The sequence below is a fragment of the Actinospongiicola halichondriae genome (assembly GCF_049103745.1).
Taxonomy (GTDB): Bacteria; Actinomycetota; Acidimicrobiia; order Acidimicrobiales; family Salinilacustritrichaceae; genus Salinilacustrithrix; species Salinilacustrithrix halichondriae.
The window spans coordinates 3,899,441-3,921,330 of sequence record NZ_CP171622.1 but is presented as its reverse complement, the minus strand read 5'-3'; the positions used below and the strand labels follow the sequence as shown (position 1 = coordinate 3,921,330).

The 21,890-nt window shown below is 70.0% G+C and carries 17 protein-coding genes and 1 pseudogene; 8 read left to right on the top strand and 10 right to left on the bottom strand.

Annotation, left to right across the window (positions count from 1 at the left end; translation table 11 throughout):
* Positions 1 to 5 precede the first annotated feature (5 nt).
* The 5 genes and pseudogenes from AB8619_RS19405 to AB8619_RS19385 all read left to right on the top strand — a co-directional run bounded on the left by AB8619_RS19405 (position 6) and on the right by AB8619_RS19385 (position 6,365).
* Complete coding sequence (locus AB8619_RS19405) at positions 6 to 2,807, top strand: DEAD/DEAH box helicase (RefSeq protein ID WP_436794274.1); 2,802 nt, start codon at positions 6 to 8, stop codon at positions 2,805 to 2,807.
* 228 nt (positions 2,808 to 3,035) lie between these two features.
* A pseudogene (locus tag AB8619_RS19400) lies at positions 3,036 to 3,224 on the top strand (SWIM zinc finger family protein); the annotation flags it as partial.
* Positions 3,225 to 3,230: 6 nt separating this feature from the next.
* Positions 3,231 to 3,995, top strand: coding sequence for a hypothetical protein (locus tag AB8619_RS19395; RefSeq protein WP_436796422.1), 765 nt, complete (start codon positions 3,231 to 3,233; stop codon positions 3,993 to 3,995).
* Between the two features lie 46 nt (positions 3,996 to 4,041).
* Positions 4,042 to 5,442 carry a WS/DGAT/MGAT family O-acyltransferase gene (locus AB8619_RS19390; RefSeq protein ID WP_436794273.1) on the top strand — a complete coding sequence of 467 codons (1,401 nt, stop codon included), beginning with the start codon at positions 4,042 to 4,044 and terminating at the stop codon, positions 5,440 to 5,442.
* Positions 5,443 to 5,642: 200 nt separating this feature from the next.
* Positions 5,643 to 6,365, top strand: a complete 723-nt coding sequence (locus tag AB8619_RS19385) for a VIT1/CCC1 transporter family protein (RefSeq protein ID WP_436794272.1) — start codon at positions 5,643 to 5,645, stop codon at positions 6,363 to 6,365.
* A 5-nt stretch (positions 6,366 to 6,370) separates the two neighbouring features.
* On the opposite strand, the gene AB8619_RS19380 is transcribed toward AB8619_RS19385, so the two are convergent.
* Positions 6,371 to 11,164: a hypothetical protein gene (locus AB8619_RS19380; protein WP_436794271.1), complete on the bottom strand. Its 4,794-nt coding sequence runs from the start codon at positions 11,162 to 11,164 to the stop codon at positions 6,371 to 6,373.
* Between the two features lie 91 nt (positions 11,165 to 11,255).
* Here AB8619_RS19380 and AB8619_RS19375 point away from each other — a divergent pair, with 91 nt between their 5' ends.
* On the top strand, positions 11,256 to 11,963 hold the full coding sequence (locus tag AB8619_RS19375; protein WP_436794270.1) for a hypothetical protein: 708 nt from the start codon (positions 11,256 to 11,258) through the stop codon (positions 11,961 to 11,963).
* A 175-nt stretch (positions 11,964 to 12,138) separates the two neighbouring features.
* Complete coding sequence (locus AB8619_RS19370) at positions 12,139 to 12,900, top strand: flavodoxin family protein (RefSeq protein ID WP_436794269.1); 762 nt, start codon at positions 12,139 to 12,141, stop codon at positions 12,898 to 12,900.
* A gap of 74 nt (positions 12,901 to 12,974) precedes the next feature.
* Here the strand turns inward: AB8619_RS19370 and AB8619_RS19365 are convergent, their stop codons facing one another.
* Complete coding sequence (locus AB8619_RS19365) at positions 12,975 to 14,417, bottom strand: MFS transporter (RefSeq protein ID WP_436794268.1); 1,443 nt, start codon at positions 14,415 to 14,417, stop codon at positions 12,975 to 12,977.
* Between the two features lie 54 nt (positions 14,418 to 14,471).
* Positions 14,472 to 15,077, bottom strand: a complete 606-nt coding sequence (locus tag AB8619_RS19360) for a GNAT family N-acetyltransferase (RefSeq protein WP_436794267.1) — start codon at positions 15,075 to 15,077, stop codon at positions 14,472 to 14,474.
* A 151-nt stretch (positions 15,078 to 15,228) separates the two neighbouring features.
* On the opposite strand from AB8619_RS19360, the gene AB8619_RS19355 reads away from it, so the two are divergent.
* Positions 15,229 to 15,525: a hypothetical protein gene (locus AB8619_RS19355; RefSeq protein ID WP_436794266.1), complete on the top strand. Its 297-nt coding sequence runs from the start codon at positions 15,229 to 15,231 to the stop codon at positions 15,523 to 15,525.
* Here the strand turns inward: AB8619_RS19355 and AB8619_RS19350 are convergent, their stop codons facing one another.
* The 7 genes from AB8619_RS19350 to AB8619_RS19320 all read right to left on the bottom strand — a co-directional run bounded on the left by AB8619_RS19350 (position 15,526) and on the right by AB8619_RS19320 (position 21,888).
* On the bottom strand, positions 15,526 to 16,347 hold the full coding sequence (locus AB8619_RS19350) for a crotonase/enoyl-CoA hydratase family protein (RefSeq protein ID WP_436794265.1): 822 nt from the start codon (positions 16,345 to 16,347) through the stop codon (positions 15,526 to 15,528).
* A gap of 39 nt (positions 16,348 to 16,386) precedes the next feature.
* Positions 16,387 to 17,109 carry a hypothetical protein gene (locus tag AB8619_RS19345; protein WP_436794264.1) on the bottom strand — a complete coding sequence of 241 codons (723 nt, stop codon included), beginning with the start codon at positions 17,107 to 17,109 and terminating at the stop codon, positions 16,387 to 16,389.
* A gap of 120 nt (positions 17,110 to 17,229) precedes the next feature.
* Positions 17,230 to 17,778: a hypothetical protein gene (locus tag AB8619_RS19340; RefSeq protein ID WP_436794263.1), complete on the bottom strand. Its 549-nt coding sequence runs from the start codon at positions 17,776 to 17,778 to the stop codon at positions 17,230 to 17,232.
* Positions 17,779 to 17,789: 11 nt separating this feature from the next.
* On the bottom strand, positions 17,790 to 18,317 hold the full coding sequence (locus AB8619_RS19335; RefSeq protein ID WP_436794262.1) for a VOC family protein: 528 nt from the start codon (positions 18,315 to 18,317) through the stop codon (positions 17,790 to 17,792).
* Positions 18,314 to 19,051 carry a pirin family protein gene (locus AB8619_RS19330; RefSeq protein ID WP_436794261.1) on the bottom strand — a complete coding sequence of 246 codons (738 nt, stop codon included), beginning with the start codon at positions 19,049 to 19,051 and terminating at the stop codon, positions 18,314 to 18,316. Before AB8619_RS19330 ends, AB8619_RS19335 begins: the two co-directional genes overlap by 4 nt.
* A gap of 58 nt (positions 19,052 to 19,109) precedes the next feature.
* Entirely contained in the window at positions 19,110 to 19,763 is a 654-nt protein-coding gene (locus AB8619_RS19325; protein WP_436794260.1) for a class I SAM-dependent methyltransferase, read from the bottom strand.
* 10 nt (positions 19,764 to 19,773) lie between these two features.
* Positions 19,774 to 21,888, bottom strand: coding sequence for an HtaA domain-containing protein (locus AB8619_RS19320; protein WP_436794259.1), 2,115 nt, complete (start codon positions 21,886 to 21,888; stop codon positions 19,774 to 19,776).
* Between the last annotated feature and the right edge of the window lie 2 nt (positions 21,889 to 21,890).

The following is a 21,890-nucleotide window of genomic DNA, read 5'->3' as shown; positions in this document are numbered from 1 at the left end:
ACAGGATGCACCTGGGGCCACGACTCGAAGCGACGTTCGTCGCAGGAGCCGTGGGTCGCGACGGTGTGGTTGCGCTGTGGGACCCGCAGACCGACGACGGCGCAGGCCGTTCGACGCTGAACCTGATGCTCGCCGACGGTCCCGCCGACGTGCCGGCCGACCTGGTGCCGGTCGCCGAGCTGATCGGTCCGTTGGCTGCGCTCGCGGCCGACGAGGACGTACGTCCGTCGGTACGTGCGCTCTCCGTGGCGACTCGTCTCGCGCTCGATCTCATCAGTCGGGGTCGGCTGCTCCCGTCTGCGGCCGCGAACGGCGCGGACACCTGGCGCATCGGGCCGCTCGATGTCGACGATCGGACGCGGCTCACGCAGTTGGCCGACGCCCTCCCGGCCGCCGTCCACGCCCTGCCGACCGATGTCCCGGGTCGCATGCTGTCGCCCCACGTGGCCACGACGACGTATCTCGACGCGGTGGCCGACGCGTTCGTGCGTACCTCGTCGGCCGCGGCGATGTCGGGATCGGACGCCTTCGCCGCCCAGTCGACGACCGACGTGACCGCTGTCGAGTCCTGGCTCAGCTCGGTCACCGCCGGCACCGGTGGCGACACGATGCTCGGCCTCCGGGTCGAGCTCCCGAAGCCCAAGCCCCGGCCGGACGACGAGGACGACCCCGACCCGTTCGACCACGCCGACATCGAGTTCGAGCCGGTCCGGTGCGTGCTCCAGGTCCAGAGTCGGGTCGACCCGAGCCTCGTGCTCGATGCCGCACAGCTGTGGACCGCACCGGCGGCGGTCATCGCCCGGTTCGGCACCGACGTCGAGACCGACCTCCTGTTGACCCTGCGACGTGCGGCCTCGGTGTGGCCGCCAGCAGGTCGACTCCTCCAGGAGTCCACGCCCGAGGAGCTCGAGCTCACGGATGAAGAGGTCGAGGCGCTGTTCGGTCCGGTGGCCGACGACCTCGCGGCAGCGGGCCTGCCCGTGCTGTGGCCGTCGGAGGTGTTCGCAGCGATCGAACTCCGCCCGGTCGTGGGCACGGCCCAGCCCGAAGCCGTCAGCAGCAGCGGCCTCGACCTCGACTCGATCGGCGAGGTCCGTTGGGACGCAACGGTCGACGGCGCCGGGCTGACCGAGAGCGAACTCCTCCAGTTGGCGCAGGCGAAGCGTCCTGTCGTCCGGCTGCGCGGACGCTGGGTGCGAGCCGATCCGGCGCGGCTGAAGAAGCTCAACGAGCGGACCGAGGTGGGTCTCGGCGACGTACTCGCCGCGGCGTTGTCGGGCACGGTCTCGGTCGACGGCCATGCGGTCGAGGCGGAGCTCACCGGACCCCTCGTCGACCTGGCCGAACGACTCCACCACGTCGACGACGTGCGGGCCCGCGAGGTCCCGGCCGATCTCGACGCCGAGCTCCGCCCCTACCAGGAGCGTGGGTTGGCGTGGCTCGCCGAGATGGCCGACCTCCGCCTCGGCGGGGTCCTGGCCGACGACATGGGCCTCGGCAAGACCATCCAGGTGTTGGCGCTGCATCTCCTGCGCCGGGGGTCGGGGCCGACGCTGGTGGTCTGTCCGGCGACCCTCATGTCCAACTGGGAGCGGGAGGCCGCGAAGTTCACGCCCGGTGTCGACGTTCGTCGGTATCACGGCACCGGTCGCAGCCTCGACGACGTCATCGCCGCCGGCGCCGGGAACGAAGGCATCGTCGTGTGCACCTACGGCATCGCTCGTCGTGACGCCGCGAAGCTGTCCGAGGTCCCCTGGGGGCTGGTCGTCGCCGACGAGGCGCAGGCCATCAAGAACCCGATGTCCCGCACGGCCCGGGCGATGCGGACGATCCCGTCGACGGCCCGGTTCGCGCTCACGGGCACGCCGGTCGAGAACCGGCTGTCCGACCTGTGGGCCCTGCTCGACTGGACCACGCCGGGGCTCCTCGGGAAGCTCGACACATTCCAGCGCGAGGTGGCGACGCCGATCGAGCGGGAGCGCGACGAGGAGGCCACCGCTCGGCTGTCTGCCGTGGTCCAACCGTTCCTCCTGCGGCGCCGCAAGACCGATCCGCACATCGCCCCCGATCTCCCACCGAAGACCGAGACCGACCACTTCGTCGGCCTCACGGTCGAGCAGGCGACGCTCTACAAGGCGGTCGTCGACGAGCTCAAGGACGACGTGGAGAAGGCCGACGGTTTCGATCGCCGTGGTCTGGTCCTCAAACTGCTCACCGCGCTCAAGCAGATCTGCAACCACCCGGCGCAGTACCTCGGCCAGGAGACCCCGCTCGTCGGTCGGTCGGGGAAGCTCGACGCGGCCTCCGACCTGTTGTCGGTCATCGTCGACGAGGGTGACGCCGCGCTGGTTTTCACCCAGTACGTCCACATGGGCCATCTGTTGTCGGCGCACCTCGACACGCTGGGCATCGAGTCGCAGTTCCTCCACGGCTCGGTTCCGGTCAAGCAACGCGAACAGATGGTCGACCGGTTCCAGGCCGGCGACGTACCCGTGTTCGTGATCTCGCTGAAGGCCGGCGGCACCGGCCTCAACCTGACGCGAGCCACCCACGTCTTCCACTACGACCGTTGGTGGAACCCCGCGGTCGAGGACCAGGCCAGCGACCGGGCGTGGCGCATCGGCCAGGACCGACCCGTCCAGGTACATCGCATGGTGTGCGAGGGGACGCTCGAGGAGCGCATCGCCAAAGTGCTCGAGACCAAGCGCGCCCTGGCCGATTCGGTGATCGTCGGCGGCGAGACCTGGGTCTCGGAACTGAACGACGACGAACTCTGGGCCCTCATCGACCTGGGCGGCGAGTCATGAGCCGGGCCTTCGGTGCCACGTGGTGGGGTCAGGCGTGGATCGAAGCGCTGGAAGGCATCGCCGGCGGGTCGACGGGACGGCTCAGCCGCGGTCGCACCTACGCCCGTCAGGGTCGGGCCGAGGACCTGACGATCAAGCCCGGTGCGGTCACCGGCTTCGTACAGGGCTCCGAGCCCGATCCCTACGAGGTGTATCTCGACGTCCGCGAGTTCCGCGACGACGAGTGGGATGCAGTGTTCGATGCGATCGCCGCCAAGGCCGGGCATGCCGCAGCGCTGCTCGACGGAGAACTCGACCCCGGTGTCGTCGAGGACGCTGCCGCGGTCGAGGTCGAACTCCTCCCCCGCGCGCGACCTGCGGACCGCCTGCTCGTGCCCCGACGACGTCGACCCGTGCAAGCACGCGGCCGCAGCCTGCTACCTCGTGGCCGACGCGCTCGACGCCGACCCGTTCGTGTTGCTGTTGTTGCGCGGCCGGCGTCGCGACGAGGTGCTCGACGGCGTGCGTGCCCGGCGGGCCGGCGATCCCGCCCCCGAATCGATCGACGGCGAAGACGCCACGGACGACGACCGTGAGGGCGTCGACGCCGCCGACGCCTGGGCACGAACCCCCGTCGAGTTGCCCTCGGTCCCGCTCGTGGCCAACGCCCCGAGTCGCCCCGCGGCGTGGCCGAGCGAGCCTCCGGCCCACGCACCCTTCGACGGCCACGGTCTGCGTGCCCTCGTCGCCGACGCGGCGCGGCGAGCGTGGGAACTCTGTGCCGGAGCGACCGACACCGGACTCGCGCTCGACGAGCGATCCGACCTCGCCCGCCGAGCCGTCGACGCCTCGCCCCTCCAGCGCGATCAGCTGGCGCTCCGCAGCGGCATCCCGGCCGTCGAGCTCGATGTCCTGGCCACCGCATGGAAGATGGCAGGAGCCACGGGCGTCCGGGCCAACGACGAGCCACGCTGGACGCCTCCCCCACTCGAGATGGCTGCGGCCCGAGACCTGGTCATCGACACCGGCTTCGCCGAGCGCCGGGTGCACGTCGGCGGCAACCGGGTCACGGCTGAAGGTCGCCTCCAGTTCCGTCGGAGTCACGACGGCCTCTGGTACCTGTTCTCCAAGGCGTCGGGCCGGTGGGCGATGGCGGCGCCGCCCGAGGCCGACGTCGAGGACCTCCTCCTGCGCGACCTGCGTGACTGAGCCGAACGCCGGATCCTGAACCGACCCCTGACCTAGGGTCCGGCGCATGGCACTGATGGACCCGACGGACCTTCCCTTCGTCGTGATGGAAGCCCGAGAACGACCCATGCACGTGGGCGGTCTGCAGCTGTTCACGACGCCCGAGGGCGCCGACTGGGACTACCTGCGAGGAATCTACGAGTCGGCACTCACCGACCCGCACGAACTCCACCCGCTCCTGTGCCGGCGACCGGGCAGCAAGCCCCTGATCGGACGCATCCAGTGGGAGGTCGACCACAAGATCGACCTGAGCTATCACGTCCGGCACACCGGCCTGGCCCGGCCCGGTCGGATCCGCGAACTGCTCGAGGTCGTGGGCCGACTGCACGGCACGCTCCTCGACCGCAATCGACCGCTCTGGGAGGCGCACCTCATCGAGGGGCTCGACGACGGTCGGTTCGCGGTCTACACCAAGATCCACCACGCGCTCGTCGACGGCGTGTCGGCGATGCGCATGCTGTCGGACGCGCTGTCGACCGATCCCGACGAACGCGACATGCCCCCGCCCTGGGCGGCACGGACCCGGGTCCGCGAAGCCAAGACCGAACCCGTGCCGGAGGGGCGTGGCATCCCGGGCTGGCAGGACCTCGCCGCGGGGGCGCTCAACACCGCGTCGTCACTCGGCCGTTTCGGCTTCGACCTCGCCGCGACCGGCGGCCGCTTCACCGACACGATCCGCGACGGCCTCGACCACCACGCCTCGGTACTGCCATACCAGGCACCCGAGACGATGCTCAACGTGCCCATCACCGGTGCCCGGCGCTTCGCGGCGCAGTCGTGGGACCTCGGCCGGGTCCGCGCTGCGGGCAAGCGTCTGGGCGGCACGCTCAACGACGCCGTCCTGGCGATGTGCGGTGGGGCGCTGCGCCGCTACCTGGCGGGCGAGAACGCGCTTCCCGACACGCCGCTGATCGCGATGGTGCCGGTGTCGCTCCGCGCCGTCGACGACCGGTCCGGGGGCAACGCCGTCGGCGTGATCCTCGCCAACCTGGCGACGCACACCGACAGCGGTGCCGAGCGCTTCGAGTTGGTGAAGGCGTCGATGGATGCGGGCAAGGCGCGGTTCGAGGGCTTGTCGCAGGGGCAGATCATGGCGCTGTCGGCCATCTCGTTCATCCCGATGGCGACCGGCCCGTTGTTCCGTTTCGACTCGTTCCGTCGGCCGCCGTACAACATCACGATCTCGAACGTGCCCGGGCCGCAGGAGACCCGCTACTGGAACGGGGCTCGCATGGACGGCTCGTACCCGGTGAGCATCCCCATGGACGGCCAGGCGCTCAACATCACGCTCTCGAGCTACGACGGGTCGCTCGACTTCGGCCTCATCGGCGACCGCAATGCCGTTCCCCACCTCCAGAACCTGCTCGAGCACCTCGAGGAGTCGTTGGTCGAGCTCGAAGAAGCCTGAGTTCGGGTTCCCCCGACCGGCGGGCGGACCTGACGGCGACTCGTGTGGCGCCGATGTTCGCAACGTACCGATCGGTACGTTCCACCACGTTTCCGTAGCGCAACGTGCCGATCGGTACGTTCCGCAACGGGCCGGCGGGATGGGGCGGTCGCCACCCTCCGCCTGCCGGAATCCCCCGCCGATTCCGTACGCTCACTGCCATGTCGAGCCGGAGTGAGATGACCCATCGCCACGAGCCCCACTCCGACTCGGTGGCGGCGAAGCTCAACTGGCTGCGAGCCGGCGTGTTGGGTGCCAACGACGGCATCATCTCGACCGCCGGTCTGGTCGTCGGGGTCGCCGCGGCCACGACGGAGACCTCGGCCATCGCCACGGCCGGCGTCGCCGGGTTGTGCGCGGGCGCCGTCTCGATGGCGTTGGGCGAGTACGTGTCGGTGTCCTCGCAGCGCGACACCGAGCAGGCGTTGATCGCCAAGGAGAGCGCCGAGCTGGAAGCGATGCCCGAGGCCGAGCACGCCGAGCTCGTCCATCTGCTCCAGGCGCGAGGGCTCGGACCGGAGACGTCCCGACGCGCCGCCGACGAGATGACCGAGCACGACGCACTCGGCACGCACCTCAGCATCGAACTCGGCATCGACCAGCACCAGCTCGCCAGCCCGTGGGTCGCGGCCGGCTCGTCGGCCGTGGCGTTCGCCCTCGGCGCCGTGCTGCCCCTGGTCGCCATCCTGGTTCCGCCGTCCGGAACCCGGATCGCGATCACCTTCGTCGCGGTCCTGGTGGCCCTGCTCATCACCGGCGTCGTCAGCGCACGCCTGGGCGGCGCACCGCCGAGGACGGCCGTACTGCGGCTCGTCGTCGGCGGCGCACTCGCCATGGCCGTGACCTACGGCATCGGTGAACTCGTCGGTTCGTCGATCGCCTGACCTGCTCAGCAGAGCAGGGTGTTGCCGTTCAGGTTCAGGGTGAAGAGGATCTGGACCTTGATGTTGATGCCCGTCCCCGACGTGCAGTTCACCGACCCGGTCTTCGTCGTGCTGAGTCGGGAGAAGAACAGGTTCGGGAACTTGCTGAAGACGACCAGCCGCTTCGCCGCCTTGAAGTTGGCCCCGAAGTCGAGCGTCAGCTCGGTGCTGCCGTCCTTGTTGAAGATGCGCCCCTGGAGCGTGTCGGCGTTCGACAAGCTGTTGCCGGCGCCGTCGGGGAGCGTGTCGGCGAAGAGGTGACCGCACGCCTGCTGGCCGAGGAACCCGCAGTCGGAGAAGTCGGCCTCGAAGCCGAAGGACTTCACCCGGAGGTTCTCGACGCTCGTGAGCTTGCTCCCGTTCTGGCGGGTGCAGCTGCTGTTGAGCGGGGCCGCACAGTCCAGGACGTTGAGCGTCGTGTGCTGGTCGGCGAGGAACCGGAACGATCCGACGCTGGCGTTGTTCCGCCCGCTGTCGGCGCATCGACCGTCGGCGGCCTGGCAGGCCAGGAAGTGCCGAGGCACGGGGTTGGTGATCGACGCCTCGGTCACCCAGCGGTTGCCGGCGTTCGTCTCGAGCGTGAGGGCCTGTGCCGTCGCGCTGGCGTCGTAGGCGATGTTGATCGTGCCGGGTGCGCCGTCGAGCAGTTCGAGGTCGACCTGAGCCGGCAGGTTCACCAGCGAGGCCTCGGTGTAGGCGACGCCCGGGATGCGGCTCGCCTTGCCCGGCACCGATTCGTAGAGGCCGAGGCTGAGCGGACGACCGCCGTCGGTGGTGAGGGCCACTCGTGGCTGGGGCACCTGGGCGACGTCACCGGCGTACAGGTTGGTGAACCGGGCCGAGACCACGAAGCGGTCGACCAGGTCCTCGAAAAGGATCCCGTCGTACCCGACGGGGACCCGGTTGTCGGCACCGTCGGTGATGAGGGCTTCGATCTGACCGAGCTTGCCGCCGGTGGTGTCGATGACGACGGCGCCGGCCTCGGAGATGCCCAGGTCGACGCCGAGCGGGAGTCCCTCGAGTCGGAGCCCGAGATCCGTCGCCCGGTCGAAGAGCCCCGAGGGGTCGACGGCGTCGATGGCGAGGAGCGGCACCGGCGCCGAAGCGGCGTAGGTGATGGCGCCCGAGATGTCGACCGAGAGGTCGAGCGACGTGGGCACCTCCTCGATGAGCAGGTCGGCCGTCAGCGGCGCTGCAGCGCCGTCGGCGGTCTGCGCGAGCTGGAAGCTCACGGCGTCGATCGACGACGAACCGTCGATCGACAGCTGCTGGCTCCCGTCAGCGAGCCCGAAGCCGAGCACGACGTCGGTGGGCAGGACGTCGATCACGGCTTCGATCGAGATCGCCCCGTCACCGAGGTCGATGAGTTCGCCACCGTCGAGCAGCGCTTGGACGACGAACGTCTGCCCGCCGGCGGTCGCCACCTCGATGGCCACCGGGTCGGGGTTCACGGCCAGGCGGCGCACGTCGTCGAATCGCAACGAGATCACGAAGTCGTCGGCGGTGTCGCGGATGATCGCACCGACCACACCCGGATCGGGAGCGATGTCGAGACCGTTGGTGGCCAGCACCTCGAGATGCCCGAGCGTGCTCGCTCCGGCATCGAGAAGGAGGCCTCCGTCTTCACCGAGCACGACCTCGAGGGTCGGCGGCAGGTCCTGGAGCAGCGCCTGGAGTCGGTTGGCCCGCAGGAACATGCCATCGGGGTTCTCGCCCAGGACGGCGAGCTGTCCAGCCCGGCCCGATCCGGCGTAGCTGATGGCACCGCTGGCCTGGAGATCGAGGCTGATGGTCTCGGGGAGGTCGAGGATCTCGAGGGTGAAGGTGTTCGTGCCCTCGGTGTCGGCCAGGACGAGGTCGGCGAAGAGCCGGTCCATCGGCGCAGAGGCCAGGTACTCGATGCCCCGACCATCGGGGTCGTCGGTGAGGCTCAGCGACACCGAAGACGGAAGCGTGTCGAGGGTCGCCCGGATCCCGGTCGAGGTCCCGTCGTCGACGTTCTCGGTCTGGGCGTCGACCTCGAGGATGCGCCCGCCGTCGGTGTCGAGCGACAGCGTCGCTCCACCCTCGGTGGTGCTGAACCCGATGCCCGACAGGCCCGTGATCCGCACGAAGACGGCGAAGTCGTCGGCGGTGTCCCGGAGGACGAGCCCGTCGACCGATCCGTCGAGACCGATGTCGGGACCGCTGGTGATCAACGCCTCGAGCAGCCCGATCGAACCGCCCGTGGTCGTGGCCGACAGCGCGCCATCGGCGGTGAGCTGGGCCGAGATCCCGGTCGGGAGGTCGAGGGCCAGCAGTCGGAGTGAGGTCGCCCGGTCGAAGAGACCGTCGGGCGAGTCGATCTGGACGGCGAGTCGGGACACCCGGGCCGCAGCCGAGTAGGTCACCGAGCCGCCCTCGGCGACGTCGAGCGACAGGTGCGTCGGGAGGTCGTCGAGTTCGATGATCGCCTGCGTGGGCGATTCGCCCGGCGTCTCCTGCACGAGGGTCGCCCGGAGCTGGTCCATGACCGCCGAGCCGGTGTAGTCGAGCGACAGACCGCCCGTTGCGTCACCGGCGAGCGAGATCGTGACATCGGCCGGCAGCTTGTCGAGCGTCGCACGGACCGTGGTCGACGACCCGTCCGCGCTCTCCTGTCGGATGTCGACCTCGAAGATCCGGCCGCCCACCGTCCCGAGCGAGAAGGCCGTGCCGTCGCTCGGATCGAACGTGATGTGGCGCAGGCCCGTGATCCGCACGGCGGCGACGAAGTCATCGGGAGTGTCGATCAACAACATGCCGTCGATCCCGTCGGGGAGACCGAGCTCCGGACCGGAGGTCAACAGCGCCTCGAGCGAACCCACCGCGCCACCATGAGCGTCGAAGCTGAGCGCTCCGGCGTCGGAGATGCCGACGGTGAGATCGGTGGGCAGGTCGACCAGCTCCACGAGGAGTCGGGTGGCGTTGCGGGCCAGACCCGACGGGTCGATGATCTCGGCCCGCAGCAGCGGGACGATCGACGACGCGTGGTAGGTGACAGCCGACTCGCCGAGCGTGATGGCGAGCGTCCGGGGGAGGTCGTGGACCTCGAGCCCGATGGTCGTGACCCCGCCAGAACCGTCGCGTTGCTCGACGGAGGCCAGGAGGGAATCGACCGTGGCCGAGGCCTGGTAGTCGAGGCGGGCGTCGCCGGCGATCTCGTCGAGCGACAGCGCGAGCGCGGACGGGAGGCGGTCGATGGTGGCGCGGACGTCGGTGCCCGATCCGTTCGCGGCCGACTGCTGCACGTCGACCTCGAACACCCGACCACCGGTGGTGGCGAGTTCGAGGGCGATGGGATCGGGGTCGAAGGTGAGCGACCGGAGCCCTGTGATCCGAGCGGCGGCGGCGAAGCCGTCGGGACGATCGAGGAGGACGAGCCCGTCGACGCCGTCGGCGACGCCGATCTCGGTGGTGCCGTCGGTCGCCAGGACTTCGACCAGACCGATCGCATCCGGCGAGGCGTCGACCTGGATCCCGCCGCCGGCGAGGCCGACGGTGAACGCCGCAGGAAGATCGACGAGACGGGCACGGATCTCCGTGGCCCGACCGGCGAGACCCGACGCGTCGTGCACCTGGGCCACGACCTCGGGCACGCCGTCGGATGCCGTCCAGGCGATGCCGTCGTCGGTGAGCGACACGTCCAGTGTCGTCGGCAGATCGGTGACGACGAGTTCGGCCGAGAGGCCGCCGGCCTGGGCGACCTGCAGGGACAGCGTGTCGACGACCGAAGACGCAGCCCATCCGAGGCTGGTGCCACCGGGGACGTCGGCGACGGCCACGTCGACGACGGCGGGCAGGGCCGACAGCGATGCGACGAGCTCGTCGACACCGTTGGTCCCCTCCTGCTCGACGATCGCCGCGAACGGCTGACCGCCAGCGGTCTCGAGGTGCGCCGCAAGGCCGTCGGTGGTGGAGACCGACACGTTCCGGAGATCGGTCAACCGTACGAACGTCACGAACTCGTCGGTCACGTCGGTGAGCAGGAGACCGTCGACGCCCGGAGCGAGCGCCGTGTCGGGTCCGCTGGTGAGCTGCAGCTCCAACAAGCCGAGCGTGCCGGTGCCCGCATCGAGCCCGAGGCTCGATCCCGTGCCGTCGCCGAGGTCGACGTCGAGTGTGTCGGGCAGGCCTTCGAGACGGGCACGGAGGACGGTGGCGCGGTCGACGATGCCACTCGGGTCGACGATCTCGATGGTGAGGGCGTCGATGGGGGCCGACGCCGAGAAGGAGAGGTCGTCGGCCGAAACGGTGAACGACGCCGACGTCGCCTGGACGCCCTCGAAGCCGACCTGGGCCGAGCGCGTGATGCCGGCCGTGGTCTCGGCCAGGCGGAGGGCGATGAGGTCGACCAGGCCCGAGGCTTCGTAGTCGAGGGTCACGCCGGCAGCGCCGACCTGCTGGAGGCCGATGTCGATGGCGCCCGGGACGCGGTCGATGATCGCCGCGACCTCGGTCGTGTCGCCGCTGCCGTCGCCGACGAGCACCGCGGCCTCGACCCGGGAGGGTTCGCTGGTGGTGATCGAGACGCGGCCGTCGTCGAATCCGCCGGTGACACCCGCAGCCTCGAGGGTGACGTCGATCGGCATCGGGCTGAAGTCGATGCGGACATCGGTCGGGTCGACGCGGGTCTGGTCCGCGCCCTGGTCGTAGATGCCGGCGATGAGCGCCAGCGAGTCGCCGGGGTCGGTGGTGTGGAGGTCGGCGGCGAGGTCGCCGGTCTGGGTCCCGTCGTCCACGATCGTGGCTCGGGAAACCGCAGGGAGGTCGTCGTCGAGGGCGTCGAATCCGACGGCCAGGCGCTCGGGGGAGCTCCAACCATCGGGGGCGATGATCCCTTCGACCGAGACGGGAAGCGTCGCCGGTGCGGTGGGGAGCCGCAGGACGCGGCAGGCTGGGCCGGGCGGTGACGATGCGGAGCTCGACACTCACGTCGGGGAGGCCGTCGCCGCTCACGTCGACCGGGGCGGGCACGTCGACCACGGCGTCCTGGGTGTGCTCGACGATGTCGCCGTTCGGCGCGCGGTATTCGGTCCGCACCACGTACGCGGCGGCATCGAGCCCGATGGGTTCGAGCGCGTCGCGGACCACACCGATGACGGGATCGGTCACGGTGCCGACGTCGAATCCGCCCGTGCCGACGCCCGTGCCGGCGAGCGGTCCGAGGACCTCGCCCGCGGGGGCAAGGACACCGGGCGTGACCACGTCCTCGATCAGCGGATCGACGGGCTCGAGGAGCGAGAGCGCTGCCAGGTCGTCGAACGCCGGCGGCGAGAGGGGCGCGCCGTCGTCGGGGATGAGGAGATCGTCAGCCACGGTGATGAGGTCGTCGACCGTCCCCTCGAGGAGTCCGTCCACCGTCTCGTCGAGTGGGATCCGCAGGGCGTCGCCGACCTGACCGAGGACCGGGTCGAGCACGGGGTCGAGTCCGTCGAGCAATGGGTCGAGGACGCCGCGCAGCGTGTCGCCCAGAATGCCGCCACCCGCCGGGGTGATCGGGACCACGGCCATGGCGAACGCCGCCAACACCGCGAGTGACCGCTGGGCCGCGGTTCGACGCTTCTTCGACACACCGGACATCGACGACTACCCCCGTTGAGATGTGAATCCTGACCAGGGAACGTGGATTGGTCAGGGTCCTTGCGGTCGATTCCGAGAACCTCGACGGACACCCCGCCGAGCGGGGCCACGAACGACGCGGCAAGCTCTCCCCATGGCCACTTCGGACGACCTGACCGACGCACCCGCCGCCTACGACGACCTGAAGGCCGTGTATCTCAACTGCACGCTCAAGCGGTCACCGTCGACGTCGCACACGCAGTACCTGATCGATCACTCGGTCACGATCATGGAGAGGGCCGGGGTCTCGGTGACGCAGTTCCGGGTCGTCGACCACGACATCGCCTTCGGCATGTCGCCCGACATGAGCGAGATCGACGCGGCCGACGGCGGGGTCGACGTCGACGAGTGGCCGATGATCCAGCGAGCCGTGCTCGACGCCGACATCCTCGTGATCGGCACGCCGATCTGGCTCGGCGTGAAGTCGTCGGTCGCCACGCTGGCGATCGAGCGCCTCTACTCGTGGTCGGGCGAGAAGAACGACAAGGGCCAGTACCTCTACTACGGCAAGACCGGCGGCTGTCTGGTCACCGGGAACGAGGACGGGGTGAAGGCCTGCTCGATGGAGGTCCTCTACGGCCTCGCCCACATCGGGTACACCGTGCCGCCCCAGCCCGACGCCGGATGGATCGGCGAGGTCGGCCCCGGCCCCAGCTACGGCGACCCGGTCGAGGGATCGGACATTCCCAACGGCTTCGACCGCGACTTCACCATGAAGAACACGACCTTCATGACGTGGAACCTGCTCCACACCGCCCGCATGCTGCGCGACGCCGGCGGCGTCCCCGCCTACGGCAACGTGTCGAGCGACTGGGAGGCCGGCCGGCGCTTCGGCTACCCCGACCCCACCCGCTGACCCCCTCGTTCTGGTGAACACTCACCACCACGAGGTGGCGCGATCGTTCACCAGAACCGGGCGGCCGGTGGTGATCAGAGGAAGGCGGCGAGGGGGTCGTCCTTCGACTCCTCGGCCACCGCCGCGATGTCGGCATCGATCGTCGTCGAGCCGCGCGCCATCAACAGACCGCCGATGATGCCCGTGGGTGCGAGCGACGCCAGGCCCCACCGGATGTCGTGGGCCTCGGCGATGGCGCCGACGATCACCCCGCCGGCGATGCCACCCATCACGGCGACCATCAGCCCGAGCAACGAGAACATGAGCGGCCGCAGGCGCGGCGGACTGATCGCTGAGAGCGCGGTGTACAGCGGCGCGATGCCGATCTGCAGCGCGAGGAGACCGACCCACGCGACCGGAACGAACACCCACACGTTGGGCAGGAACACCGCGAAGGCGAGCAGGACCGAGAAGACCGCGATCGAGAGTCCGACGAGGTTCACGGCACGAGCCGGATCGGTGGCGAAGATGCGTTCGCCGACGTTGCCGCCGATGAGCGTGCCGAGCAGCGACGCCGTCGCCAGGATCATGCCGATGACGGCTCGACCGGTGGCATCGATCTGGTACTCGCGCTCGAGGAAGATGTTGAGGAAGGCGACGACACCGACGAGGGCGAAACCGAGCACGCCGATGCCGAGGATCTGGCGCTTGAAGGTCGGGATGCGCAGGAGACGGCCGACGGCCTCCTTGAAGTTCATGCCCGACGGCGCCCCGGTGACGCTCAGCGTCGCTCCGGCGAGCCCGCGCACCATCTGCTGTTCTGGCTCCTTGAGCTTCCGTGACGCGATCAGCGCGATCACCGACGGGACGGTGAGGACGGGGAACGCCCACTGCCAGACGTTGTCGGGCGAGCGCATCACCTCCTTCGCGACGCCGTCGACGACCTCGGTCACCGGCTCGAGCCCGACGACGGCCGCGATGGCGAACGCGAGCGCCGGGCCGAGCAGGGCGCCGACCGGGTTGGCCGCGTTGTGGACGGCGAGGATCCGGTTCCAGGCGTTGGGCGGGTAGTAGTCGGTGAGCAATGACTTGCCGACGGGTTCGACGCCCGACTTGCCGATGCCGACGCCGAAGCGGGCGAGAAAGAACAGTGGCAGCTTCACGGCGAAGGTGGTGGCGAAGCTCATGACGCTCCACGCCAGGGCGGACCACCGCAGGATCTTGCCGCGGTCGATCTTGGTGCCGAGGTAGCCGATCGGCACGGCGAGCAGCACCAGCGCCGTGACCTGGACACCGACGAGGAGCCCGAACGTGGCGTCGTTCATCCCGAAGTAGCGCTGGACGTTGGGGCCGAACACGCCGAGCACGGCGCGGTCGAGTTCGTCGACGACGTTCAGCGAGGTGATGACCACCAGCGGGTACCACCCGCCGGCGGCGGCGACGTCGCGCAGCGGCAGTCCGTCACCGGGCGACAGCAGCGCGCGGATCCTCCCGCCCGACCGTTCCGACGACGCTTCCGAAGTTTCCTGGTCCCCCATTTTGGCAACGCTAGTTGCCCGAATTGGGTGGATCACCAATCGCCGGCTGCGAGGTCAGCGCGGCTGGCGGCTCATGATCGTCATCAGGGGATCGCCACCGCACCGGTACTCGTCGACCGTCTCGAAGCCGAGGCGCTCGTAGAAGCCGAGGTTCCGGGGGTTGGACGACTCGAGATGCGCCACCATGCCCGCTGCGTCACACGCCGCGAGCACCGGATCGAGCAGCGAGGCACCGAGCCCTCCGCCCTGGCCTTCGGGGGCCACGCCGAGGATGCCGAGGTAGAAGTGCGGAGCGGCCGGGCGGTACTCGGAGGCCCGGGCCAGCTCCATCAGCCGTGGCGTCGGGTCCTCGCCGATCTCGGCCCCCATCAGCGCCACGAGCTGGGCGAGGCGGTCGGCGTCGTGGAGGATGTCGCGGTCCGGTGGCGCCCACATGGCGCCACCGGCTCCGGGATCGGCCCGGGCAACGTAGACGTGACCGACCGCGAAGTACTCGTCGACGAAGAACCGGAAGAACCGGTCCAAGGCGCCCCGGAAGTCGTCGGAGCCGGCGAACAGCCACCGCTGGACCGGGTCGTCGACGAAGGCCGCAGCGAGGCCCTCGGACAGGTCGTCGAGGTCCGTCGCCGTTGCATGGACGATGACCCGCGAGTTCCCCATCGACGGGCGACCGTAGCCTCGACCGCAGATGTCCGGCAGATGAACATCACGCTCTGCGTTCTACGTCGGACGCGGCGTGGGTATGGGCCGCCGCTACCGTTGAGGACCTGCGATGGAGCGGCGGAGCGAAATCGCCTACGAGGAGCGACAGATGAACGTGCACCATGACCCGATGAACCTGGTCGGGAGGATGTCGGAGGTGGCAGCGAGCGCGTCCGAGCTGCTCATCCCGCGGCCCCTCCGGGGCGTCGTCGACCGCACGCTCGTCGACGTGGCCTGTGCCGCCGGCGGCGGCGTCGCCCCCGTGGCCCAGCACCTCCGGGTCGACGTGCCCGCCGTCGATGCCTGGCGTCAGGTCGGCGTGCCCGTCGAGTTCCGGGCCCGCCTCACCGCGATCGCCATGCGTCCGACGATCCCGGGCTTCCAGCGGTACGGACGAGCAGCCTGATCACTCGCCGGTGAACACCGGCGGGCGCTTCTCGAGGAAGGCCTTGGGACCCTCGCGGGCGTCCTTGGACCCCATCACACCCATCCCGATCTCCATCTCCCGCACGAAGGCCTCGGCCTCGGGGAGGTAGGCAGCCGCGCGGATCGACTCCTTGATGCCACGAACGGCCAGCGGCCCGTTGGCAGCGATCTTGTCGGCGAGCGCACGGGCCTTGTCCATCGCCTCGCCGTCCGGGACGGCGTGACCGACGAGACCGACCTCGGCGGCGCGGGTGCCGCTGATCGGTTCGCCCACCAGCAACAGCTCGCAGGCGACCGTGAACGGGATCTGGCGAGGGAGTCGGATCGTCGACCCCGACATCGGGAACAGGCCGCGGCACACCTCCGAGATCGCGATCTGCGCGTTGGCGCCGGCGACGCGGATGTCGAACGCCTGCAGGATCTCGGTTCCGCCGGCGTAGCAGTAGCCCTCCACCGCAGCGATGATCGGCTTCTTCGGCTGGTGCTCCTTGAGAAACCCCTTGTAGATCAGCGAGAGGTCGTCCTGGAGCCGTGCCTCGAACTCGTTCTCGGGCGGAGCACCGGAGAGCAGCGCACCCACGAGGCGGTCGAGGTCGGCGCCGGCCGAGAAGTTGCCCCCGGCGCCGGTCATGATCGCGACACGGAGGTCGTCGTCGGCGTCGAGCTCGTCCCAGATGTCGGCCAGACGGACCAGCATCTCGGGGTTGAACGGGTTCTTCTTCTCCGGCCGGTTGAGCGTGATCTCGAGGACGTGACCTCGGCGCTCGGTCAGGACGGCGGGCGGGGCGATGGAATCTGACACAGCGTCAGATTGTGTCACCTGACCCGGCCGACGCGTGACTCAGCAGCCGCCGAGGTACAGCGGCGGGGTGATGTCGACGATGTGGAGCGTGCCCCCGCCGTCGGCGACGTCGATGCGGTCGAGGTACGCGGTGGACCCCGACGGGATCCGGTGCTCGATGACATGGTCACCGTCGCCGCTGGAACCGGGGTAGCCGACGCCGTCGAGGACGATGTCGAGCGCCCCCGAGAAGGTGAAGCCGACGACGTACACGTCGTCGCCGTCGGCGGCAGCGCACGACACGACCTGGGCGTCGCGCAGGAACGGCTTCCGGAAGTCGTCACCGACTGCCTCGCTCTTCGGCAACGCCGGCGCGGTGGTCGTCGTGGGCGGTGCCGTGGTCGCCACGACGGTCGTCGGCGGAGCGGCGGTCGTCGGCGGAACGGTCGTGGTGGGCGCCAACGTGGAGGTCGGATCCTCGGGCGGGGCGTCAGCGGCCGCCGGCGCGACCGTCGCGGCCAGGTCCTGGCCGGGTTCGTCGGATCCGTCGATCGCCCCGACGGCCAGGATCGCCACCACGGCCGCACCGGCGATTCCGGCGACCACGACCCCGCCGCGACGAGCCAACCTGGTCCAGTCGCGATCGGGTCGATCGGGTCGTTCGAGTTCGAGCAGGTGCTCGATCGGGTCGGCGACACCGTGGGAGAACTCGAGGTGGGCCAGCAGCGCTGTCCGCCCCATGACCGGCTTTGCGCAGGTGGGGCACTGGTCGAAGTCCCCCATCCTGCCCGCTCCTCCTCATGCGTCCCGTACGTTCCGTAGTCATTGAAGCACGAATCGTGACGAAGCGGAAGAGGACATCCCGGTCATCGCAGCCGAGCCGGAAGTCGCGGAGTCACCGCGTCACGGACGACCGCGGTCTCGGATACGGCCGAGGATCTGTCCGAGGTCATCGGCGGGGAACGCATCCGGCGTGTCGCCGCACCACAGGACGCCCACGGTCGTGCCCACCCGCACCGTGGCGATGTCGAGGTTCACCGGCCGGACGCCGCGGCCGTCGCCACCCGTGAAGCGCACCCGGTGTCCGTGCATCGTGGCGACCCGGTCGATGCCCAAGAGCTCGGCGGTGGTGTCTCCGGCCTCGAGGTCGGCGGCGACGCTCCGCCCCAGACACGCCGCGAACTCCGGACCGGAGAGGATCGCGTGCGCGGCCTCGGCCGCGGCCTCGGTCTCGAACCGGACGCCGGTGCCGTGGACGAGCGTGGCCGGTGGCCGGAGGAAATGGGGCGACGACGCGCTCTCGACCACCGATGCGTCGGGGAAGTCGGGACCGACGCAGTCGAGGAGCGCCCCGGGGCCGGCTTCGCCCTCGGCCCCGAAGCCGTCGCCGATGGCCACCCAGCCGACCCCGGGGAGGTCGGCGGGCGAAGGGACGATGAGATCGGCGCGCACGGCACTCGGTCCTAGCCGATGGCGTGCCCGTACATCTCCTGGAGTGGGTCGGAGATCAACTCGATGCGCTCGCCATCGGGGCCGGACAGGTACAGCGACGAGCCGCCGGCCTCGTGATAGCCGACACCGGCGTCGTCGAGCTTGGCCTTCAGGTGCTCCCAACGGTCACGTTCGACCGAGATGGCCAGATGGTGCAGACCGCCGAGCACCTCGGCGTACTCCCCGAGCCCGAGTCCGGGGAAGTCGAAGAAGGCCAGCGCATTGCCGTGACCGATGTCGAAGAAGAAGTGCGTCGACCCCCGGTAGTCCCGGTTCTCGAAGACCTCGGTGAGCGGGAACTCGAGGAGGTCTTGGTAGAAGCGGATCGTCGTCTCGACGTCGGACGAGAGCAGCGCCACGTGATGGACGCCACGTGCCGACGAGGGCGGTCGGTCGGCGGACGGCCGGAGGTGCTCGGCGCGGATGCGGTCCCACTCGACCGAGCGGTCGACGTCCTCACCGTGCTCGGCGCGCCCTTCGACGAACTTGCTGCCGCTCATCGCGACACCTGCTGATCGGATTCCCACACGATGACCTCACTCCGTTCGTGGGCGGTGATGGTGTGCGACCCGGCATCGGTGAGTCGGGCTGCATCGCCATGGTGCAACGTCACGTCGACATCGTCGAGTGCCACGCCACCCGTGGCCACGAACACGTGGACGAATGGCGCATCGGGCAGCGTCACGGTCTCGCCGTCACCCAGTCGGGCGACGAGCATCGAGGCATGGCGTTGGTGGATCCGGATGGCGGCGTCATCGTCGCGGCCGGAGGCCACGGTCACCAGACCACCGGCATCCAGCAGCGCGTTGACATCTTCTTGTTGGTAGCCGGGTGTGATCCCGGTCTCGTGGGGCGGCACCCACATCTGCACGAAGTGCACGGGTGCGGTGGCCGAGTGGTTCATCTCCGCGTGCTGGATCCCGCGCCCGGCAGACATCCGCTGCGCGAGACCGGGGTACAGGACGCCCTCGTTGCCCTCGGAGTCGTGGTGCTCGAGTTCCCCGTCGAGGACCCACGTCACGATCTCCATGTCGCGGTGCGGGTGGGTTCCGAACCCGCCGCCGGCCGCGACCCGGTCGTCGTTGCTGACCATGAGGAGGCCGTGGCCGACGTTCGACGGGTCGTGATGCGGGCCGAAGCTGAAGCTGTGATGGCTGTCGAGCCAGCCGATGTCGGTGTGGAACCGGCTGTCGGCGGTGCGGATGTCGACGGCGGCGTTCGTCAGGTCGGTCATGAGGTGCTCCCGGTCTCCCAGAGTAGTTGTATGTGCAACAACTGTCCGGAGGTCCGGTTCATTCCCGACGCAGGACCGCCCACAACCCGATGCCAGCCCGACTCGTCACGCCCGTCCAGGTGCCGGGCAATGCGTCGGCCACCTCGTCGGGCATCAGGTGGATCGGTGTCGACTCGCCGCTCGAGTTGACCCAGACCACGGTGCCTCCCGGCGCGAGCACCCGGTCGACCTCGTCCGGGAACAGGAGCATGTTGATGAGGACCACGGCATCGGCCGACCCGTCGGGCACGGGCAACGTCGCCGAATCGGCCAGGACGCGCAGTCCGGGTTCGTCGGCGGCGAGGCGGAGCATCTCGATCGACAGGTCGAGGGCCACGACCCGTTCGAAGCGCTCGGCCAACGGCGCCGAGTAGGCACCGATGCCACTCCCCAGTTCCAGCACGGTGCCACCGCCTGCATCCCCACCGACCTCGCCACGCTCGAGCGCATCCATGACCACCCGCTCTCGGGACTCGGACGTCCGCGTGTGCCACTCGGGAGCGAGGGAGTCGAACAGCGACGCGACCTCGGCACGGGCCTGGCCGTCCCATGGCGGGCCGACCAGGCCGGCGGCCCGCCTGGTCATGACCCGCATGGGATGGTCGGCCCCCTTCGGCTGCGACGGGGTGTGCCCCTCGATCTCGAGGGCGGGGAGCTGCTCGATGGCCGACATCGGCCGGAGCCTACGGACGACTGCGGGCCCCCGTCCGGACGAGCACCAGACCGGCTGCGATCGTGGCGAAGGCGATCAACAACAACGTGGAGTCGCTGCCGGTGGCGGGCAACGTCCCCGCCACGGGCGTTCGGCTCGGCGCCGCATGCACCGTGAACGTCTGCGAGAAGATGCTCCGGCCCGACGTCACCCCGCGCAGTTCGATGCGGTGTTCGCCCGTGACGTCCACGGGGATCACCACCGGCGCCGCCACGCCGCCGTCCGCATCGGCCTGGACCACGGAGAGGAACCGGGGCGAGGAGTGGAGGAACACCTGCACCTGCTCGCCGGGGGTGAAGCCCTCGCCACAGACGTCGACCGACGCTCCGGCGGTGACGACATCCGCGATGCACGTGACGGCGCCGGCGGGTGCCCTCGGCGTCGGCGCCAGGCCGGTGGAGTCGGCGGTGATCACGAACGTCACCGGGTCGAGCGCCTCGCCGGCCTCGTAGAAGCCGCCGAAGGCGTCGGCACCGTCCTCGGTCAGCGTCGCCGGGATGTCGGCGTAGCGAACCCGGTCGTCGTCGGCCGTCGGGGTCACGTCGCGCAGGTCGAGCGTGGCCAGGACCACGTCGTCGAAGGTCTGGGACTCCGGTGACTCGAGCTCCTTGCTCACGGCGTCGACGACCAGGGTGCCGGTCGTCCCGTCGACGTCGACCCGCGGCTCGGTGATCACGAGGTCGAGCGATCCGGCATGGCCACTGAAGTGCACGCCTCCTGCGAAGGGAGCGAAGACGTCGTCGACGTCGACGAAGTCGAGCCCGGCGTCGAGTTCGAATCGGAACGTGCCGTCCTCGTTGCGCTCGGCCGGATCGACCGTCTCGACCGTGCCAGCAGCGGGTCCGTTCTCGATGTAGTTGCGGAACGACGCCTTGACGCCCCAGTCGAGCGCTCCGTCACCGTCGACCGGCATCGGGTCCGTGGGGTCCGGGTCGGTCGGATCGGGATCGGTGGGGTCGGGGTCGGTCGGGTCCGATTCGGCGAACGAGATCGGTGTGAACGTGTCGAGCGAGAAGTCGTCCGCGCCGCCGAAGTGGTCGCGCCGCGTCGCGATGCCGCACTGGTCGACGCCACAGTCGAAGGCGGCACCCTCCGATCCGGTGAACGTCGCCACGACGTCGAGATCGACGTCGAACGATCCCTCGCCCATCGGCGCACTCGCTCCCGGGAAGTTCGACACCCAGAGCTGCGGATCGCCGAGGCAGCGATCGGCCCCCGGCCGTCCGGCGACGGTCCCGGTCTCCCCGTCGGCGGCAGCGCACAGACGGACGTAGACGCCGTCGGACGCACCACCGAATCCCGATCCGCTGATCGACACCGTGGCGCCGGCCGGATCGAGATCCGCGGACGGCGTGACCTCGACGGACGGCTGGTCGACGCCGCCGGCCGCTTCGTGTTCGACCGAGAACGTCAGTGTTGCCGGGAGTTTCGCGACGTTGGCGGTGTCGTCGGCACCGGCGGTGTTGGTCTGGCGGAAGTGATCCTCGAAGTCTCCGGTCACGGCGGCGAGGAAGCTCTGGGGGAACTGTCGCGCGCCCTCGAATGCCGGCGGGGTGTCGGCGGGGACGACGTCGGTGTCCGGGGTGACCGTCCAGGTCACCGACTCGTCGGCGACCACGCCGCTCGCGTCGCTGAACGTGACGACGGTGACATCGGCGACCGTCGATCCATAGGGCTGGAACGGCGGACGGACGGCGACGTCGGCCTCGATCCGGCCGTCGCCGGAGTCATCGACGTGCACCGAGACGTTGGCCAACCGGAAGCCGTAGTTGCCACGGACCGTGTTGCCGAACTCGAGATGGCCGGGCAGTTCCAGGTCCAACGCCCCCGTGTCCGGCTCATAGGACCCGACCCCGGACGAGAAGTGCCACTGCGAACCGTCATCGGTCACCGGGGTGCCGGCCGACCGCGCGCCGTTCAGGCTCGCCGACGTCTCGACGTGGGCCGAGATGGCCCAGTCGAGCGTTCCGCCCGAGACCTCGGTGGGTGCTGCAGCAACAGGCCGAGCGGCCGCGAGCGGCGAGGCGGCGAGGGCCACGACCACGGCGAGGATCGCTCGGGACGATCGAGAGATGAACGGTCGCATGG

What these genes read in the sequence shown, in the direction of transcription:
- AB8619_RS19335 (WP_436794262.1), bottom strand. Translation starts at nt 18,317, where the DNA reads ATGAGCGGCAGCAAGTTCGTCGAAGGGCGCGCCGAGCACGGTGAGGAC.
- AB8619_RS19330 (WP_436794261.1), bottom strand. Translation starts at nt 19,051, where the DNA reads ATGACCGACCTGACGAACGCCGCCGTCGACATCCGCACCGCCGACAGC.
- AB8619_RS19325 (WP_436794260.1), bottom strand. Translation starts at nt 19,763, where the DNA reads ATGTCGGCCATCGAGCAGCTCCCCGCCCTCGAGATCGAGGGGCACACC.
- AB8619_RS19405 (WP_436794274.1), top strand. Translation starts at nt 6, where the DNA reads ATGCACCTGGGGCCACGACTCGAAGCGACGTTCGTCGCAGGAGCCGTG.
- AB8619_RS19360 (WP_436794267.1), bottom strand. Translation starts at nt 15,077, where the DNA reads ATGGGGAACTCGCGGGTCATCGTCCATGCAACGGCGACGGACCTCGAC.
- AB8619_RS19345 (WP_436794264.1), bottom strand. Translation starts at nt 17,109, where the DNA reads ATGGGGGACTTCGACCAGTGCCCCACCTGCGCAAAGCCGGTCATGGGG.
- AB8619_RS19365 (WP_436794268.1), bottom strand. Translation starts at nt 14,417, where the DNA reads ATGGGGGACCAGGAAACTTCGGAAGCGTCGTCGGAACGGTCGGGCGGG.
- AB8619_RS19370 (WP_436794269.1), top strand. Translation starts at nt 12,139, where the DNA reads ATGGCCACTTCGGACGACCTGACCGACGCACCCGCCGCCTACGACGAC.
- AB8619_RS19375 (WP_436794270.1), top strand. Translation starts at nt 11,256, where the DNA reads ATGATCCCTTCGACCGAGACGGGAAGCGTCGCCGGTGCGGTGGGGAGC.
- AB8619_RS19390 (WP_436794273.1), top strand. Translation starts at nt 4,042, where the DNA reads ATGGCACTGATGGACCCGACGGACCTTCCCTTCGTCGTGATGGAAGCC.
- AB8619_RS19320 (WP_436794259.1), bottom strand. Translation starts at nt 21,888, where the DNA reads ATGCGACCGTTCATCTCTCGATCGTCCCGAGCGATCCTCGCCGTGGTC.
- AB8619_RS19355 (WP_436794266.1), top strand. Translation starts at nt 15,229, where the DNA reads ATGAACGTGCACCATGACCCGATGAACCTGGTCGGGAGGATGTCGGAG.
- AB8619_RS19385 (WP_436794272.1), top strand. Translation starts at nt 5,643, where the DNA reads ATGTCGAGCCGGAGTGAGATGACCCATCGCCACGAGCCCCACTCCGAC.